At 65.6% G+C, this 17,538-nt stretch carries 13 protein-coding genes, 1 tRNA gene and 1 pseudogene; 7 read left to right on the top strand and 8 right to left on the bottom strand.

The genetic code is table 11. The features are described from left to right. The first annotated feature begins 14 nt into the window (after positions 1–14). Entirely contained in the window at positions 15–1,322 is a 1,308-nt protein-coding gene (locus QYR03_RS08935) for a pyridoxal phosphate-dependent aminotransferase (protein WP_301713279.1), read from the top strand. Between the two features lie 160 nt (positions 1,323–1,482). Here QYR03_RS08935 and QYR03_RS08930 read toward each other — a convergent pair whose 3' ends face one another. The 4 genes from QYR03_RS08930 to dcd all read right to left on the bottom strand — a co-directional run bounded on the left by QYR03_RS08930 (position 1,483) and on the right by dcd (position 5,530). After that, positions 1,483–2,724, bottom strand: a complete 1,242-nt coding sequence (locus QYR03_RS08930) for a hypothetical protein (RefSeq protein WP_301713278.1) — start codon at positions 2,722–2,724, stop codon at positions 1,483–1,485. Between the two features lie 326 nt (positions 2,725–3,050). After that, positions 3,051–4,379 carry a UDP-glucose/GDP-mannose dehydrogenase family protein gene (locus tag QYR03_RS08925; RefSeq protein ID WP_301713277.1) on the bottom strand — a complete coding sequence of 443 codons (1,329 nt, stop codon included), beginning with the start codon at positions 4,377–4,379 and terminating at the stop codon, positions 3,051–3,053. A 118-nt stretch (positions 4,380–4,497) separates the two neighbouring features. Then, positions 4,498–4,812, bottom strand: coding sequence for a hypothetical protein (locus tag QYR03_RS08920; RefSeq protein ID WP_301713276.1), 315 nt, complete (start codon positions 4,810–4,812; stop codon positions 4,498–4,500). 151 nt (positions 4,813–4,963) lie between these two features. Beyond that, positions 4,964–5,530 (bottom strand): dCTP deaminase, encoded by a 567-nt coding sequence (gene dcd, locus QYR03_RS08915; protein WP_301713274.1) that lies wholly within the window; start codon positions 5,528–5,530, stop codon positions 4,964–4,966. A 102-nt stretch (positions 5,531–5,632) separates the two neighbouring features. Between dcd and QYR03_RS08910 the strand changes: the two genes are divergently transcribed. Further along, positions 5,633–5,706 (top strand) — tRNA-Gly (locus tag QYR03_RS08910). 97 nt (positions 5,707–5,803) lie between these two features. On the opposite strand, the gene QYR03_RS08905 is transcribed toward QYR03_RS08910, so the two are convergent. Then, entirely contained in the window at positions 5,804–6,991 is a 1,188-nt protein-coding gene (locus QYR03_RS08905; protein WP_301713561.1) for an IS481 family transposase, read from the bottom strand. Between the two features lie 294 nt (positions 6,992–7,285). On the opposite strand from QYR03_RS08905, the gene QYR03_RS08900 reads away from it, so the two are divergent. Beyond that, a complete protein-coding gene (locus QYR03_RS08900; protein WP_301713396.1) occupies positions 7,286–8,086 on the top strand; it encodes a triacylglycerol lipase in 801 nt (266 codons plus the stop codon). Here the strand turns inward: QYR03_RS08900 and QYR03_RS08895 are convergent, their stop codons facing one another. Both QYR03_RS08895 and QYR03_RS08890 read right to left on the bottom strand, forming a co-directional pair. Next, complete coding sequence (locus QYR03_RS08895) at positions 8,087–9,772, bottom strand: VanW family protein (protein ID WP_301713397.1); 1,686 nt, start codon at positions 9,770–9,772, stop codon at positions 8,087–8,089. Between the two features lie 54 nt (positions 9,773–9,826). Then, complete coding sequence (locus QYR03_RS08890; protein WP_301713398.1) at positions 9,827–10,960, bottom strand: glycoside hydrolase family 3 N-terminal domain-containing protein; 1,134 nt, start codon at positions 10,958–10,960, stop codon at positions 9,827–9,829. Positions 10,961–11,034: 74 nt separating this feature from the next. Here QYR03_RS08890 and QYR03_RS08885 point away from each other — a divergent pair, with 74 nt between their 5' ends. Then, positions 11,035–11,250 (top strand): DUF2613 domain-containing protein, encoded by a 216-nt coding sequence (locus tag QYR03_RS08885; RefSeq protein WP_301713399.1) that lies wholly within the window; start codon positions 11,035–11,037, stop codon positions 11,248–11,250. After that, the gene (locus tag QYR03_RS08880; protein WP_301713400.1) at positions 11,251–14,298 is read left to right on the top strand and encodes an alpha-(1->3)-arabinofuranosyltransferase family protein; all 3,048 of its coding nucleotides are present in this window, start codon (positions 11,251–11,253) and stop codon (positions 14,296–14,298) included. It abuts the gene before it with no gap. A 64-nt stretch (positions 14,299–14,362) separates the two neighbouring features. On the opposite strand, the pseudogene QYR03_RS08875 reads toward QYR03_RS08880, so the two are convergent. Next, a pseudogene (locus QYR03_RS08875) lies at positions 14,363–15,325 on the bottom strand (acyltransferase family protein); the annotation flags it as partial. On the opposite strand from QYR03_RS08875, the gene QYR03_RS08870 reads away from it, so the two are divergent. Both QYR03_RS08870 and QYR03_RS08865 read left to right on the top strand, forming a co-directional pair. After that, entirely contained in the window at positions 15,324–15,974 is a 651-nt protein-coding gene (locus QYR03_RS08870) for a porin PorA family protein (protein WP_301713401.1), read from the top strand. The pseudogene QYR03_RS08875 and the gene QYR03_RS08870 sit on opposite strands and share 2 nt — an antisense overlap. After that, on the top strand, positions 15,961–17,493 hold the full coding sequence (locus QYR03_RS08865) for a hypothetical protein (protein ID WP_301713402.1): 1,533 nt from the start codon (positions 15,961–15,963) through the stop codon (positions 17,491–17,493). Before QYR03_RS08870 ends, QYR03_RS08865 begins: the two co-directional genes overlap by 14 nt. Positions 17,494–17,538 lie beyond the last annotated feature (45 nt).

Below are 17,538 nucleotides of genomic sequence, written 5' to 3'. Positions count from 1 at the left end.
GGAACAATTGTCCTATGAGCACATCGTCGAAAGAAAAGAAGACCGAAAAGCCTGAGAAGTCGGAGCAGCCGAAACAGCCGAAGCGCGAGCCGCTGAAGGCCCACCGCCACTTCGACCAGGCAGACAAGCTCAAGAATGTGTCGTACGACCTGCGCGGCCCCGTCGCCACCACGGCGGAGGAGATGGAGCGCGACGGTCACACCATTTTGAAGCTCAACACGGGCAACCCGGCGGTCTTCGGTTTCGAGGCGCCGGATGTGATCATGCGCGACATGATCGCCGCGCTCCCGACTTCCCAGGGCTACACCACGTCGAAAGGGATCATTCCTGCCCGCCGCGCGGTGGTTACGCGCTACGAAGAGATCGAGGGCTTCCCCGACATCGACATCGATGACGTGTACTTGGGCAACGGTGTCTCCGAGCTTATTTCTATGACGACGCAGGCGTTGCTCAACGAGGGCGACGAGGTCCTCATTCCCTCCCCTGACTATCCTCTCTGGACCGCCGCTACTACCCTCGCCGGCGGCAAGGCGGTCCACTACCTGTGCGATGAAGAGGACGACTGGAACCCGTCGATCGAGGACATCCGGTCCAAGATCACGGACCGCACCAAGGCGATCGTGGTGATCAACCCGAATAACCCGACGGGCGCGGTCTACTCCAAGAAGGTTCTGGAGGATATCGCCGACATCGCGCGCGAGTTCGAGCTCATGGTGCTCTCCGACGAGATCTACGACCGCGTGCTTTACGACGGCGCCGTGCACCACTCCATGGCCGCCATCGCCCCCGATCTGGTCACCTGTACGTTCAACGGTTTGTCCAAGGCGTACCGCGTGTGTGGTTACCGCGCCGGCTGGATGGTCATCACGGGCCCGCGCCGCCGCGCCACCGGCTTCATCGCAGGCCTCGACCTGCTGGCGGGAACGCGCCTGTGCGCGAATGTTCCGGGCCAGCACGCCATCCAGGTCGCACTCGGCGGCCGCCAGTCGATTTACGCCCTGACGGGTGAGGGCGGACGTTTGAAGAAGCAGCGCGACATCACAGTGAAGAAGCTCCGGGAGATTCCGGGCGTATCCGTTGTCGAACCGAAGGGCGCGATGTACGCGTTCCCGAAGCTCGATCTGGACATGTACCAGATTCACGACGACGAGCGCTTCATGCTCGATCTTCTCAAGAGCGAGAAGATCCTCATGGTCGGCGGCTCCGGCTTCAACTACCCGACCCCAGACCACTTCCGCGTAGTCACCCTGCCGTGGGCATCGCAGCTGGAGAACGCCATCGAGCGCCTCGGCAACTTCCTCTCCGACTACCACCAGCACTAGCGCGGCATTCCGGCTGCGGCCCCGTCCGGGCCCGATCGGGGCGGGCTCAGCCCACCAGCCCAGCGCGCTTTTCGCTTATCGACGCAAACACCACCCCTTCCCCGCGCGGGGAAGGGGTGGTGTTGTTGTGTGACCGGCGGCCGGTCAGCCTCAGTGAATGCTACTTGCTGGAGCCCTCACCGCTGCTGGGCTGGTCACGCCTGGACGACTGCGGTTCACCGCCAGTCGGCCGGGTCACCGTGCCGTTGCTGGAGCCTGAGCCGAGTCCTCCGATGGCGGTCTTGGCCTGGCCCGGCTCATTGAAGCACCAGTCGTAGAGCACAGCGCCTGCGGCGACGAACGCGAGGATCACGCCCGCGCCCTTGCCGATCTGCTGGACCATCGGGTCGTTAGCGACTTGCTGCAGCTGGGCGTTCGCCGCATTCACGCGGGACATGAGCTCGTTGTACTGATCGTTGTCGTGGCCCCCGCTGCCGAAGCCGAAGTCCGGCGTGCGCTTGCGGATTTCGCGCTGGATCTCAGCGTTCATCTCGTTCAGCTGCGCCTGGTACTGGCCGATGTACGGCTGGACGAACTTTCCGCCCACCTGGCCGAGGATAGCCAGCGGCAGCACCCACAGGATCGGCGAGCGCACCGCGTTGCCGAAGCAGCGCTTGATGATCTCGTCGCCGTTGGAAGACCCACCTCCCGGCACCTTCTCGGTCGTGGTGGTCGTCTCCGTCGCCTTTTCGGTCTCGGTGGACTTCTCAGTCTCGGTCGCGGTCGCTGTTGCAGTCTCCGTCTCAGTGACCGGCGGCAGAGCGCCTTCGATGTACGTGCCCTGGATCCGGATCAGCGTTTCCACGATCGCGCCGTCGGTGCGTGCGTAATCAAGCTCGACCGGGGTGACGTCACCGACGAAGTCGGGCTCCGGGATGAACGCGACAGTGCCGTTTTCCAGAACCTTCCATTCGCCCTGGCCCGGAACGGTGAGCGTCTTGCCGTCCTCGGAGAGCTCCGCAACGGTGAGTGTGCCGCCGTCGACCGGGTTTCCTTGAGCATCAAGGAGCTGGAATTTCACCGGGCTATCCGCCTGGCCATACCAATCCGCGGGCAGGCTCGGGAACATCTCGGCGGTAGTGCGGCCGAGGTCGCTGGCGTCCTTGTCGGTGCTGTTCTGCGTCGAACCCTGCGGGCCGACGGTGGATGCCGGAACAATGGTAGCAGTCGGGTACGTGATGGTCACGAATCCGGTGCCTGTGGCCGGTGCACCACTCGTCGTGTTCGCGACGTACGACACCTGTGCCGGGCTGCCCACGAATCCGGGGACTGGGGTAAAGGTGAATTCGCCCGTCGTCGGGTTCACCGTCCAGGTGCCCTGGCCGTCGATGACCAATTCCTTGCCCGCGGGGTTGCGGCGCATCGATGACCTGTACAGTCGTCAGAACCAGGATCGGCACGGTAGCGGCACTCATGGCGCTCTTGGAGATCGAGACGGTGAAGCGCGGGCGCGTAGATGTGGATCCCAAGGGTAAGTCAATCCTTGAAGTTGTTTTACTAGCAAAACATGCAACAGAATTGTGCCCAGCGGGTAGTCTCTTTCCTGTGAGGGCACCCCCCGCACACAGGCCTGTTCTCACAGGTAGTCGCAATACTTGACTGGGGCCAGGTGCGCAGGCGGGAAGGATTTTCCAGGTCGCGCCACTACCTTTTGGGGCTAGTGTCCAAGAAATCCGGGCACAAGAGCCCTTACAGAGAGCGACCGAGAGCCCACACCTCCCAACCAGCTGAGCGCCAGTCGTCCACGGTGAGGACATTGCGGCCGTCGATAAGCTTCTTGTCGGCGACGAGCTCGCCTGCATGGGTGGGGTCGAGCTTCTTGAACTCGTCCCATTCCGTAGCGAGGATCATCAGCTCGGCGTTGGTGAGGGCATCATCGAGCGAGACCGCGTAATCCAGAGTCGGGAAAACCTTGCGTGCGTTCTCCATGCCCTGCGGGTCGTAGACGCGCACCGCCGCACCAGCGAGACTCAGCTGGCCGGCCACGGCGAGAGCGGGCGAATCGCGCACGTCGTCGGAATTCGGCTTGAACGCGGCACCCAGCACGGTGATCCGGCGTCCGATCAGGGAACCGAGAATCTCCCGCGACAAATCGGTGACGCGCTGGCGGCGGCGCATATTGATCGCGTCGACTTCGCGCAGGAAGGTCAGCGCCTGGTCAGCACCAACCTCGCCGGCGCGGGCCATAAATGCGCGGATGTCCTTCGGCAGGCAGCCGCCGCCGAACCCGAGACCGGCACCGAGGAACTTGCGGCCGATGCGGTCGTCGTAGCCGATTGCGTCGGCAAGCTGGGTGACATCGGCCCCGACGATCTCGCAGACTTCGGAGACGGCGTTGATGAAGCTGATCTTGGTGGCCAGGAATGCATTGGCGGAGACCTTCACAAGCTCGGCGGTCTGCAGGTCAGTAACGATGAACGGGGTACCACTGTCCAGCGGGGTGGCGTAGATTTCGCGCGCGGTCTCCTCGGCGCGGGAATTCTCCCCGCGGGTGCCCAGCACAATGCGGTCGGGTTCGATGGTGTCCTTGACGGCGTACCCCTCGCGGAGGAACTCAGGGTTCCACGCGATCTCGACGCTTGCCCCCTTGCCGGCCTTCTCCGCCGCGGCGTCGGCGCGTTCCTGCAACGCACGTGCGGTGCCGACCGGGACGGTGGACTTACCCAAAATGAGGTGCTCACCCTCGAGGTGCGGCACGAGGCTGTCGATCGCGGCTTCGACGTACGTGGTGTCGGCGGCGTACGAGCCACGCTGCTGCGGGGTGCCCACGCCGATGAAGTGCACGTTCGCGAATGCCGCGGCCTCTTCATAATCGGTGGTGAAGCCCAGGCGGCCGGATTCGATATTGCGCTTGAGAACCTCGGGCAGACCCGGCTCGTAGAACGGCACGTCCCCGTTCTTCAAAGCGTCGATTTTCGCCTGGTCAACGTCAATGCCGAGCACCTCGTGCCCCAGCTCCGCCATGCAGGCGGCGTGCGTTGCTCCAAGGTATCCGGTGCCAATCACAGTCATGCGCATACCGGACATTATGCAAGGTTTGGGATTGTCCGTAACGACAACGCGGTTAAGGTCAGCCTAATTGGGAATGAACAAAGCGGGCACGCCGCTGGGCGCGCCCGCTTTTCGCTCTGGAGCTCTAGTGCGCGTGGCCGCAGCCGCAGTCCGCCTTCTCCTTGACCTCGTGCGGCTCGCACTCACACTCGCCCTTTTCGTGGTGGTGCTCGTGGCCGTGCTCAGCGCAGTGCCCGTGGCCCTGGCCTTCCTTGCATCCGCACTCGCACTCGCTTCCTGCGCAGTCGCACGTCATGTGGTGACCGCACTGGCAGTGGCCCGACTCGCAGTTGCACTGTGCACCGGCATCGGTGGCGTGAACATCCTTGAGGCCGAGATCGTTCTTGTCGGTGTGGCCACCGCAGCAGCCTTGGTGAGAGGTCTCGTTGGGAGTGGTCATGGTGACTCCTTGTCAGTTAGGGGTACGGAAACCGTCGCTTTGGTGAAAACGCTTTCCGTTAATGAAAACTTGTTGAAAATCAGCCTAATCAACAAAGCGCCTTCGCGCCCAAATGCACCGCGGCCGCAGGGGTGTGGGTTACCCCCGCAGGCTACTCGCGGAAGTTCAGATACGCCTTCGAAGGTGTCGGCCCGCGCTGTCCCTGGTACTTGGAACCGACGGCGGAGGAGCCGTAGGGGTTCTCAGCCGGGGAAGACATCTGGAACAACGCCAACTGCCCCACTTTCATCTCCGGCCAGAGTGTGATCGGCAGGTTGGCCACGTTGGACAGTTCCAGAGTGATGTGGCCCGTGAAGCCGGGATCGATGAAGCCGGCGGTGGAGTGGGTGACCAACCCCAGGCGGCCCAGCGAGCTCTTGCCCTCCAGGCGGCCTGCGAGGTCCGCAGGCAGCGTGAATTTCTCCAGGGTCGCGGCGAGCACGAACTCACCTGGGTGCAGGACGAACGGCTCACCTTCGGGAACTTCGACCTCGGTGGTCAGCTCCGGCATCTCCTTCTTCGGGTCGATGTGCGTGTACTTGGAGTTGTTGAACACGCGGAAGAAGCGGTCGATGCGAACGTCCACACTGGACGGCTGAACCAGGTCCGGTCTGAACGGGTCAATGCTCAGACGGCCGGAGTCGATGGCGGAACGAATGTCGCGGTCAGAAAGAAGCACGGCTTCATCTTACGGTGCCGCCCCCGGTGCGGGGCTGGCAGGGTTTTTCAGTGTCCGGCACGTGCGGTGCTACGATAATCTGCGCTGCTTTCAACCAGCCAGGCCGGCGTAGTTTAGTGGTAGAACATCAGCTTCCCAAGCTGAGAGTGCGAGTTCGATTCTCGTCGCCGGCTCCATTTGTCCTCAGTCGCGACATCGTTGACAGATCAGTCGCGACATGGTGGACAAACCGGTGTCTTGGTTTTTATTTTTCCAAGGCGCCGGTTTTGGTTTTCAGGTCAGTGGGGGTTGGCCTTTTCGCCAGTAGGCTTTTTGGTAATTGCGGGATGTGTCGATGTAGTGCTCGGCGATGGGTTCGCCGGTTTCTTTTAGTGATGTTGTGATGTGGTTGTCGGTGATGACCATCAGGACTTCTTCGCCGTAGTAGGCGCGTCCGATTCCTAGGCTGTAGAGCCTGCCGGCGTAGCGGATGGTGACTTTGCCGCTGGGGGCGACGACATCGTTGCGGACGCGCCATTCTTCTTCGGGGGTGTGGTTGGGTTCGGCCTTGGGTCCTGTTGTGTATGCCTGTTGTGGGGTGCGCCGCCCAAGTGATCTGTGGGGGCGTTCGGTGTTGTAGTAGGCGGCGAATTCGTTGAGTTGTCGTTGAAGGTGGGGGATGGTTTCGGCGGGTGGTTGGGCGTTGATCCAGCGTTTGAGTGTTTGGTGGAAGCGTTCGATTTTGCCTTGAGTTTGTGGGTGTCCTGGCCGGCCGTTTTTCTGTTGGATGCAGTTGTCGGTGAGGACTTTCTCAAAAGCGTTGCGGCCGCCTTTTCGTCCGGCTAACCGGGCGGTGAACACCAGCCCGTTGTCAGTGAGCGTGGATGCCGGTGGGCCGTAGGTGTCGATGAGGCGTTGGAGTTCTGCTGCGACTGCTGGGCCTGTAAATGCTGGCCGGGCGGTGATTGATAGCAGGTAGCGGGAGTGGTCGTCGATGAAGTCGAGGACTTCTACGCGTCTGCCGTCGATGAGGAAGAGGTAGGTGATGTCGGCTTGCCAGCATTCGTTGGGCATGGCGGCTTCAAACCTGATGTAGGAGCTGCGTGGTTTCTTTTGTGGTTGCGGGTCGACGAGTCCGGCGTCAGTGATGATGCGGCGGATCGTTGATGTTGACGGGGTGCGAAGCCCCTGCCTGTCTAGGTGGAAGGCGATGGTGTCTGGGCCTGCGTCGAGTCCTGCTTTGGTGAGTTCTTTGCGCATGTCGATGATGTAGTTGCGCAAGCTGTCCGGCACGGCATTTGGGTGGGTGTGCGGTGCGCGGGATTTCGGGGCGATGGCCTCTGCGCCGCCGGCGTCGAACTCGGCAAGAATCTTGTAGACGCGCTGGCGGGAGATGCCGAAGCGTTTGGCGACTTTGATGACTGGTTCACCTTGATCACGGACGGCTTTGACGATGGCAAGGTTGCGGTTCGGGCTGTTCATTTGTCAACGATGTCCCGACTGATCCCCGCATCGGCACCAGACGCGCGGGGGTAGCGGAAGGTGCCAACGATGTCGCGACTGAGGTGTCAACCATCACCCCAGAATGTTTCCGCCCCCTAAGTGTCAACCATGTCGCGACTGACCTGTCAACCATCAGGAATGATGTCCCAGGCACGCCGTGTCAACTATGTCATGACTTCAGACATCGTCGCCGGCTCCATTCACTCCGCCCCGTAGCTTGCAGTTTCGCAGACGCCGAGGCGTTTTGCGCGCACGGCCCTATGCTGTGGTGGTGTGAGTGTGACACAGCGCATCGGAGAAATCGTGGCCACGGCCGCCATCAGTGCACGGGCGACGGTGTCCCGCTGGAGAGAGCCCATCTTCAACATCCCCACTTTCACACCGGAGCACGACACCCCGGTGTTGTACGTGCACGGGATTCATAGTCGGGCGAGCGGTTTCCGCCGCAACGCCCGGTACTTGCGCGACCACGGCTACTGGGTGTGGGGCTACAACTACGGAAAAATGTTCTTGCCCGGCTTGTACGGCACGGGACAGCTCGAGGATTCGCTGGATGAGCTGCGTGCGGATGTCGATAGGGTCCTCGCTGTGACCGGCGCCGAGCAGGTGGACATCGTCGCACACTCGCAGGGCGGGTTGCTGACCAAGCTCTTCATCGCCACTGGCGGCGCAGACAAGGTGCGCCGAGTAGTCGCCATGGGCGCCAATTTCCACGGCACGGATATGGAGGGTGCCGCGCCGCGCATGCTCCGGAGGTTCGAGCGGCACCCGAAACTGACCAAACTCCTGCTCAGCCCTAGTGTCCCGCAGCAGCTGGCTGGCTCACCCTGGATGCGCGAACACGCCGATCCCCTGCCGGACACCGACCCGTCGGTGGTCTACACCGCGCTGTACTCCACACGCGACACCTTGGTCACGCCGAACAGCGCGTCGACACTCGAATCGGTGGACGGCGCGGATGTGGTGAACAAGGAGATTCCCGGCGCGCCGATCCACCAATTGATGATGCGGGACGCCGAGATCATGGAGCTGACCCTGTGGGGGCTGGAGCGCCCAGCCACCGCGGGCCGCTAATTAGCCACACTGCACGATCGGCTGCGGGTTGTACACCGTGGTCTGGGTCTCGCGGGAGATTTCTTTGCCGGACAGGTCGCGGACGATGCGGGTGTCGGAAGTGGTGAATCCCTGGGCGCCACCGGACGGGATGCATTCGCCGCCGGAGACGGTCTTGGGGCTCGGGGAAGTGTAGGCCCAGCGCCCGCCGTTGATGGACTCGACTTCGCGGTCCTTGACACCTTTGAGGCGGACGGTGATCTCGCCGCCGCCGAAACTGGTTTCGATCTTGACGGGATGCGGGGTGTCATTCTTGAACGCCAGGTCAATCGCGCCTTCGTAGACGGTGGCCTCACGGCCGGCCGGGTAGCGGGAAATGTAATAGGAGTGCGGCGTGTGGTCGACGTCCGTCATGCCCGCGAAGTAGGAGGCGTTGTACAGGGTGGTGGCGAACTGGGAAATGCCGCCGCCGACGGCGTTACCGGCGCGGCCGTCGATGATGATGCCGGAGGAGACGTAACCCTGGGCCGTGCCGCGGGGACCGGTGTAGCCGTTGAGGGAGAAAGTCTCGCCGGGGCTGACCACCGCGCCGTTGACGGTGTCGGCGACGATCGAGATGTTGGTGCCGGAGGCGGAGCTGTAGCCGCCGGTGGTGAACTCGCCGACAATGTCGTCGAAGGTCGCGTTCTTCGCCTGTTCTGTGGTGAAGGTAGCGGGAACCTCTTTGTACTGGGCCTCCCACGTGCGGGGCTGGTCGCCGAGGACGCGGTCGCCGAAGCCCCTCATGGTCTCCTCCCAGCGAATCTCGTTGCCGTCGACGGACGGGCTGACCTCGCCGGAGGCGGAGATAGTGGCGTTTTTGCCTTCCTTCACGGTGTCTTTGAGCTGCTCGGCGAAGATGCCCTGCGCAGCTTCGGTGTTGACCTCGGGCACGATGCGGCGCTGTTTGGGGTCGTTGCGGAAGGTGACCACTTCGCCCATCTTCTCACCGTCGATCACTGCGTCAGTCTCTTTCTGGCCTTTCAGCGTCAGTGGACCGTCGAGCGCACGGGCGACAGGACCGTCGACGGTTTCCTTGACGAGGTCCTCGCCGATGGCGGGCTCGGTGACCTCCGGCTCGATTTCGACGCCGGCGGGGTTGAGCCAGTTGGCGCTCATGGCGCGCTTGAGCTCGTCGGTGTCGATGTCCTGGCCCAGCTTGGGGTCGGTGACCTTGGGTTCACCACCTTCGATGGCGACGGCACCGTCGGCGGGTTCGACGGTGAGGTCCTTAGCCACACGCTCGACGGTGGGCGCCAGCGCGGAGTCGTCGGAGGTGGAAACGATGTCGACTTCATTGGTGCGGAACAACCCCAGCAGCCGGGTGACGGGGTTGAACGATTCTGTTCCCGCGGCATCCACGGTTGCCTGCCAGTCGGGGCCGAGACCCGCGCTGGCCGGAACGAACTCGGTCTTCTCCTCCGCAGCGGTGACGGTCACCGGCTTGTCGTTGACGTCACCGAGTTCGCTGCCGAGCTTCTCCACGGCTGCCGCGGGCGCCATCCCGCCGACCTCGACTCCGCCGACGGCGGTGCCGCGCGGGACATTGCCGCGGTTGAACGCGATGTCCGCCAGGTACAGCCCCAGCAGGATCACGATCAGGCCGATGAGGAAGCCGACGGCGACCTTCACGCCGCGGGACCCGCCGGTCCCGCGTCTAGCTTGCACACTACTCACGGGACTTAAGGGTAACGGACACAGCGGAAATGGGAGGCAATACGGCTACCGGGGGCCGTCGATAAGCTGCAGCTGGACCCGGCGAGCGGCTTCGTCGATGCGCGCGGAGGGAATCTCCCCGGCCTCCACGGCGGCGACAGTGCCGTCGATGGCTTCGCGCAGGCCGTCGCCGGAGGACCACAGCGCTTGGTCGGCACCTGCGGCGATGGCGCTGCGGACGGCATCGGGGGTGGGCATGAGGTCGGTGACCGCGCGCATGCCGGACAAGTCGTCGGTGACGGCGACACCTTCGAACGGAGCGCCGCCCGGGTAGTCGCCGGTACGCAGCATGCGGTAGACGTTCGGGTTGAGCGACGACGGGCTCTTCCCATCGCCGACACCGGGCACCACGATGTGCCCCACCATCACGGACGCGTGCGGGAATTTGGGCAGGACCGCCGCGTAGGGGGCGAGGTCGAAGACGTTGAGATCCTGGATCGGCGGAGTCTGCGCGAGCGTGTGGTGTGTGTCGCCGCTGGCACGTCCGTGGCCGGGGAAGTGCTTAAAGGTGGGCGTCACTCCGGCATCGGCGAGCCCCTGCGCGAAGAGCACAGCGACTTCGGCGACGCGCTCCGGAGAGGAGCCAAACGCGCGGTCGCCCACGACGTCGAGCCCGGCCGCGTCCACGTCGAGAAGCGGGGCGTAGTCGACATTGATCCCGTATCTCGCCAGCGCACGGCCCACATCGTAGCCGCTGCCGCGGATCACTTCCGGGGATTGTTGCGCGAGCTCGCGCGGCGGCGGGAAGGAGCCGATCACGTCCGCGTGGCGCTGCACCCGCCCGCCCTCGAAGTCGATTCCGACGGTGAACGGGCGGTTGAATTCTTTCCGCAGGGCGTTGATGTTGCGCCCTTCCTCGGTGAGCAGTGCGGGGTCTGACCAGCTGGGCAGGAACAGCCCGCCTGCGCCTTGCTCGAGCGCGGCGCGCGCCTCATCGTAATTCTTCACTCCGACGACCATCAGCGAGGCGACCCGTTCGCGCAGATCAGCAGGCAGTTCCGGCGGCGGGGTCACGGTCACCGTGTGCGTTTCGGTCTCCTCAACCGTCACCCGCGCCGGTTCGGGCCCCGCGCACGCCGCTACGAACATACAGGTCAGCGCACCGAGGGCGACAGTCGCGGACACAGTGACAGTGCGCATCGCGGTCTCCCCCTTCGTTTGCTCGCTTGCCGACGTCTCCTTCAAATCCTATCCCCCTGGTAACCTCAAGTCCCATGACCTCCGTGATCCGCACCAGCCGCTCAGACCAGTCTTGGTCCCGCCGCACGCTCGGGCCTGTGCTGGCCAGTTCGGTCACCGGTATCGTGCTCGGTGTCGTCGGTGTGGTGGGCATCGCATCTTTCTCCGGCCAGAACCAGGTGCCGTCGGGCAACGCCGTCCCGGCCGATGAAGCGGTGCTCGGCGGGCCGGAGTACGGCTCCCGGCAGTAGATGCCAGCTCTGCGCACCCTCGCCGCACGCCGCCAGCACCTGCTCGGCTGGATTGCGCTGACCCTGCTGTCGTTCCTGCAGGCCCCCGGGCGGACGGCAGCGGACACCAAATTCGACCTCACCGCCGATCCCGGCGCGTTCCTCAGCGCCGCGACGCACGCCTACACCGACCGCTTCACACTGGGGCAGATCCAGAACCAGGCGTACGGCTACCTTTTCCCCCACGGAGCATTCTTCTGGCTTACGGAGCCGCTGCCGGATTGGGTGGCGCAGCGCATGTGGTGGGCGATCGTCATGGGCACCGCGTTCTCGGGCACGGTGGTGCTGGGGCGCAGGCTGGGGTTGCGGGGGGCGTCGTCAAGCCTCGCCGCGGTGCTGTACGCGCTGAGCCCGCGCGTGCTGACGACATTGACGGCGATCTCCTCTGAAGCGTGGCCTGTCGCGCTAGTGCCGTGGACGCTCGCTCCCCTGTTCGCGCCGCAACTCCGGCGGGGCGATGTGGCTGCGGCTGTGCTCCCGGTGGCGCTGATGGGCGCGGTGAACGCGACGGCCACGATGATGGCGTGCCTGCCCGCTTTCCTTCTGCTCATCTACCGCACGGCGTGGAAACCGCTCGCTGGTTGGCTGCTCGGCGTAGCGCTCGTGTCCGCATGGTGGATCGGGCCCCTTTTGGTGCTCGGCCGCTATTCACCCCCGTTCACGGACTTCATCGAGTCCGCGTACGTGACCACGCGGTGGACGAATCTGGCCGAGGTGCTGCGCGGCACGACGTCATGGTCGCCGTTCGTCGACACGGAGCGCACCGCCGGTTTCCTGCTGGTCAACGAACCCGTTTTCGTGCTGGTCACGCTCGCTGTCGCCGCCTTCGGGCTGGCTGGTCTCGCGCTGCGGGGCATGCCGTGGCGCGGCTACCTCGCCGTGCTGCTGTGCTGCGGGGTCGCTCTGCTCGCCGCGGCGCACGGCCCGTTGGGAGGCGCGTGGCTCTCCTTTCTCGACGGCCCCGGTGCCCCTTTCCGCAACCTGCACAAACTCGACCCACTGGTGCGCCTCCCGCTGGCTCTCGGCGCCGGGTACGTGATGACCCGCGCGCGTACCCCCGTGCTGGTTGCCGGTGTGCTCGCGACCGTGCTGGCGACATCGCCGGCGTGGACGCTGCGGCTCGCTCCGGAAGGCACGTGGACTGCGGTGTCCCCGGATTGGCAGGCCGCCGCCGCATTCATCGATGCCAACGCCGCCGGCACCCGCACCCTCGTCGTCCCACAGGCGCAATTCGCGCGGCAGACCTGGGGCTGGACCCGCGACGAACCAATCCAGGGCCTGACTTCCACCCGCTTCGCCGCCCGCGACGCCGTGCCGCTCGTGGATCCTGAAGCGGTCCGCGGACTCGACGGGCAGCTCGCCGCCCTCAGCCCCGAGGCGCTCCGCGCGATCGGCGTCGGCGCCGTCGTGGTGCGCGGTGACTTGGCCTCGGGCCTGCAGCCGCCGGAGCTCAGCGATGCATTCGGAAAACCTGCCGCGTTCGGGGATGTCTCCGTCTACCTCGTTGAACCGGACCGGGACATGATGATCGCGGACGCCGGCTCCGCCCTTCCCACTGTCGCCGGCGGCGGCGAGGTCCTGCCCCTGCTGGACGCTGAATTCGGCTACTCCCCGCGCACTATCACCGCCGGTGCCGGGCAGGCCGATATCGTCACCGACACCCCCGCTCTAGCCAAGCGCAATTACGGCACCCTTATCGGCCCGACCTCCGCGCACCTGCGCGACATGAGCGAAGGCGGCGCGGTGCGCAACCGCGTCCCCGACTACCCCTCCGACGGCCGGCGTGTGCGGGTGGCGGAGACCGGCGGCACGGTCCGCGCTTCCTCGTCCGCCGCCGACGCGACCTCTTTTGGCGGCGCGAAACCCGCCGGGTCACTCACCGCCGCCGTCGACGGGCTCGACGACACCGCCTGGCACCCCACTCCCGGCGATGAGTCCCCGTGGCTCGAAGTCGCGCCCGACTCCCCCGTCAGCGAGGTCACCGTCACCGCCACCGAATCCGTGTCCGCCACAGTGAGCTGGGACGGGGGATCGCGCGAAGTCTCGTTCAAGAAAGACACACCCCTCACCGTCGACGTCGGCGCCGGCGTCAACTCGGACGCGGTCCGCGTCACGCTGGATGAGCCGGCCGGGATCAGCGAATTCGCCGCTGGCGTGGACCGCATAGTCACCGTGACCGGCACGGGCGACACCTATTTCTTCCAGCGCCTTCTTCCCGCCGACGACGTCATCCGCCGGGCCTTCACCACCAATCGCGCCGGGAAGTGGACGCTCTCGCACGCAGCGGAAATCGACGGCGAGCATTACGAGGCAGGCACCGTGGAGCTAAAGGCCGGCACGCACACCATCATCACGGACACCGAGACAGTCTCGTTGAGTCGCGGCATGCGCGGCACGGACTGGTCGCCTTTCGACGGCACCGCCGCCCCCGCCGACTCCGACCGCCTCATCCTGACCACGCGCGCCTTCAACTCAGGTCTGCGCGGAACTATCGACGGACCCGGCGGCCGCACCGAGCTGGAACCCGTCCGCGTCGACTCCGGCATGCAGGCCTTCCGCGTCCCCGCCGGCGAGTCGGGCACGTTCACCATGTCTTTCGCGGGCGAGACTTTCTTCCGCGCCAGCCTCATCTTCGGCGGCGCACTGAGCCTGCTCGCACTCGGACTGTGCGTGCTGTGGAGCTCCTCCCCACGCACCGCCTCAAGGAAACGCGGCGGCGATGCCTCATCACCAGTCACGCTCGCGGCCGCTGCCGCCGTCACCGCCGCCGGAGGCCCGGTCGGCGCAGCCGCCTTCGCTGCGACCCTGCTGATCCGCCGCTTCACACTCATTCCCCCATGGGCGCTCGCCGCCGGCTCCGCCACGGTCATGGGCCTGTGGCTGGCGCGGGCTCCGTGGCCGGCCGCGAATTACGCGGGCGACTCTGTGGCGGTGACGGTCGCAGGCTGTGTCGCGGTGAGCTGCCTCGCAGCCAGCGCATGGCGGGGACCTCGACCACCTCGTAACTGATGTAGCTCACCGCCGCCGACACCGCGACAGTGAAGGCGAGTACCAGCACGAAATCGGTGCCCCTGCCGGTGAAAAGATCCACGCCGAGCACCGGGAAAGCGATCTCCAACACCGCCACATGCCACAGGAAAATCGAGTAGGACCACCGGCCCAGCGCCCGCATGGCCGGGGCAGCGAACACCCCGTCGCTCTGAGGCGCCAGTGCGAAAGGCACGAGGAACAGCGCCGCGAAAACAGTGCCCAGAATGATCCGGGCGTTGAATTCCGCCGGGTCCGGATGCGCCAGTCCACGCGGCCCCACCCATTCTTGGCCGGCCAACCACGCGACACCGAGGGCCAGCACCGGGAACACCCACCGCGCCGGGCCACTGAAACGCAAGCCCAGCCGCACCCCAGCGCGTTCCAGCTCAGCGCAGCCCAGCCCCACCGCGAACCAGGGGGCGTAGGAGGGCGGGAAGATCTGCCAGTTCACCTGCGTGGCCTCGTCAATACCCGAGATCAGCCACGGCCAGGCCAGCCCGGCGAGCACGGCCGCGGCGAGGACTACCCCCCGCCCGCGCTGCCCCAGCACCAGGTATGCGGGCAGCACGATGTAGAACGCCACCTCGATGCACAACGACCACATCTGCGTGAGCCCGGGGATGAGCCCGTCAGGGACGTAAATCTGCACCAGGAACAGGTTGGCCAGGGCCTGCCGCAGGTTCAGGTCCGCCAGGCTCGGCAGCGCCGCCATGATGGCGCACACGCACACCAGATACGCGGGGGCGATGCGGGCGAAGCGGTTGAGAAAGTACGTCGATAAGCGTTGCGTACCTCCTCTAGCCAGCAAGAATGCGGACAGAGCGAAGAAGACGGCGACGAAATAGTCGAAGCGGGCGAATAGCGCGCTGCCCATGCCTGTCTGGAAGGAAACGTGCGTGACCACGATCCCGAGGGCGGCGACTGCGCGCAGGCCCTCGAGTTCCGGAAGGATCGTGCTGTGCTGCTTGCTAGGGTTCGAGATACTGCAAGTGTAAAGGAGGGCCATGAAGCGGCTGTACTGGTGCGTCGCCGTGTTCATCATCGGCATGGCCCTGGGGACGATGATCGCCCCGCCCATCACGTTGGCGATGAAACCGCTGGACAACGGCATCACCACGTTGACCTGGGACGGTCCCGGTGGCCCCGTCACCCAGGAGATCGAGGTCAGAGGCGCGAAGAAGGACGCCGCCGTCACGGTGCGTTCGCCGGGCGGCGAATTCAGCGACGAGATCTCCCGCTACACCGCCGAAACGTCGCGCGGCCTGGTGTTCCTTTTTCCGTTCCAGCCGGACCGGCGCAGCTTCCGCTTCTACGATCCGGCCAGCGATACGCAGGGCACCGTCGACTACGTCGGCCCGAGCCAGCTCGACGGCCTGCGCACGTACACCTACCACGGCACTTTCGACGGTGCGGACGGGGGAAAGCGCTCCGAGCGCACCCTCGAGGTGGACCGCCGCACCGGCACGCTGCTCCGCGCGACGTGGGAGACACCTGAGGGCACGTACACGCTTGACGACGCCACCGCCGCCGCCCAGCTCGCCCACGCCCACGACCGGGTCCGTGTGCTGAAGATCCTGCAGGTCCTCGCGTGGCTGGGAAAGTTCACCGCGTTTTGCGCCGCGGTCGCGGGAGTGGTGATCTTTGCGCGGCGCTAATGCCGCCCGCACCGCGCTCACCGCGTGGGGCGTGTTCCTCGTCGGCGCGCTGACCTGGCCGTTCCTGCTCGCTTTCGTCTCGCCGGGCGCCGCGTTCGCCCTGCGCGACATGATGGTCCTGCCGCACCCGGCGCTCACTCATGCCTCCCTGGGCTTCGGAGATCTCCCGGCGCGGAGTGCGCCGCAGGACGGGGTGCTGGCGGTCGTCGGCACGCTCATGCCCGCGACCTGGTTCGTCGCTCTCTTCATGGTCGCCTCGGCGAGCGCGGCAGCGTGGGTCGCCGCGCGGGTGGGCACGCACCCGTGGACGAAAGCAGCTGCGATGGCGGTCGCGGTGTGGAACCCGTTCGTCGTGGAGCGCATGCTGCAGGGCCAGTGGTCGCTGGCCGCCGCCGCGTGGCTGCTCCCCGCCGTCGCGCTGTGCCGCGGACCGGGGCAGTTGCTTGCGGTCTGGGGGGCATCACTGACACCGACAGGCGGGCTTTTCTCACTGCTCACAGGCTTATCGACGTCCCGCCGCCCCCACCTCCCCCTCTTCTCCCTCGCCTGCTGCGCGCCGTGGCTATTCCCTGCGCTGCTGGGTGGACTGGGCAGCGGCACCGCGACTGCTGAGTCTGCCTCCACGTTCGCACCGCGCGCGGAAACCCACGCGGGGACTCTCGGTTCCTTAGTCGGCCTGGGCGGGATCTGGAATGCCTCTGCCGTCCCCGCCTCCCGTTCCGCCGGCTTCGCTCTCGCCGGAATCGTGCTGTTCGCGGTCCTGTGTTTAGCCTGGCGCCACATTCCGCGCCCCCTACTGGTTCTGGCCGGCATCGGTTTCGCCGTCCCGCTCGTCTCGTGGCTCCTGCCCGGGCTGATGGCCTGGTTCGTGTCCACCGTCCCCGGCGCGGGACTATTCCGCGACGCCCAGAAATTCGTCGCATTAGCCCTGCCGGCATTCGTAGTCGCCGTCGGCCGCCTCGACCGCGTCGACCCGCGCCTGCCCATCGTGGCTCTTCTTCTCGCCTTGGCTCAAGTCCCCGACGCGCCGCGAGCCGTCGCCGCCCTGGCACCTATGCACGTAGCCGTCCCCAGCATTGACCATCAGGGGCGCGACGTGTTTTTCGACGGCCGCCCTTACCTCCTCACCCGCCCCGACGGCGCCCCCATCGTCGATCCCGCAACCAAAGCCATGAACGTCGTCGAGTCCGGCGAGCTCGTCGTCGACGGCGTGACAGTCGACGCGCCCTCCCCGCGCTGGCGAGTCGCGCAGGACATCTTCGGCACTACGCCCCGCCCGGAGCTCCCCTCCGATGCGGACTTTTCGGTACAGCTTTATTATTCGAACCCCCAGGTCGCGCTCGTCGTGCACCCCGACGGCACGGTCGAGGACACCGGCTACCCCGCCCGCGCTCTGCCCCGCACCGGCATCGCGCTGTTGGTGTTGTGGTTCCTGCTGCCGCTTTTCGCGTTCGCGCCGTTCTTCGCGCACCGTTCTTCGCGCACCGGCACCGCAGATCACCGCAGATGTGAACCCTAAAACTTAGTTACCCCAGGTCGCGGTTTGAGAGTCATTTTTGCCGAC

Source organism: Corynebacterium sp. P4-C1 (assembly GCF_030503595.1).
Lineage (GTDB): Bacteria > Actinomycetota > Actinomycetes > Mycobacteriales > Mycobacteriaceae > Corynebacterium.
This window is presented reverse-complemented; position numbering and strand designations above follow the sequence as displayed.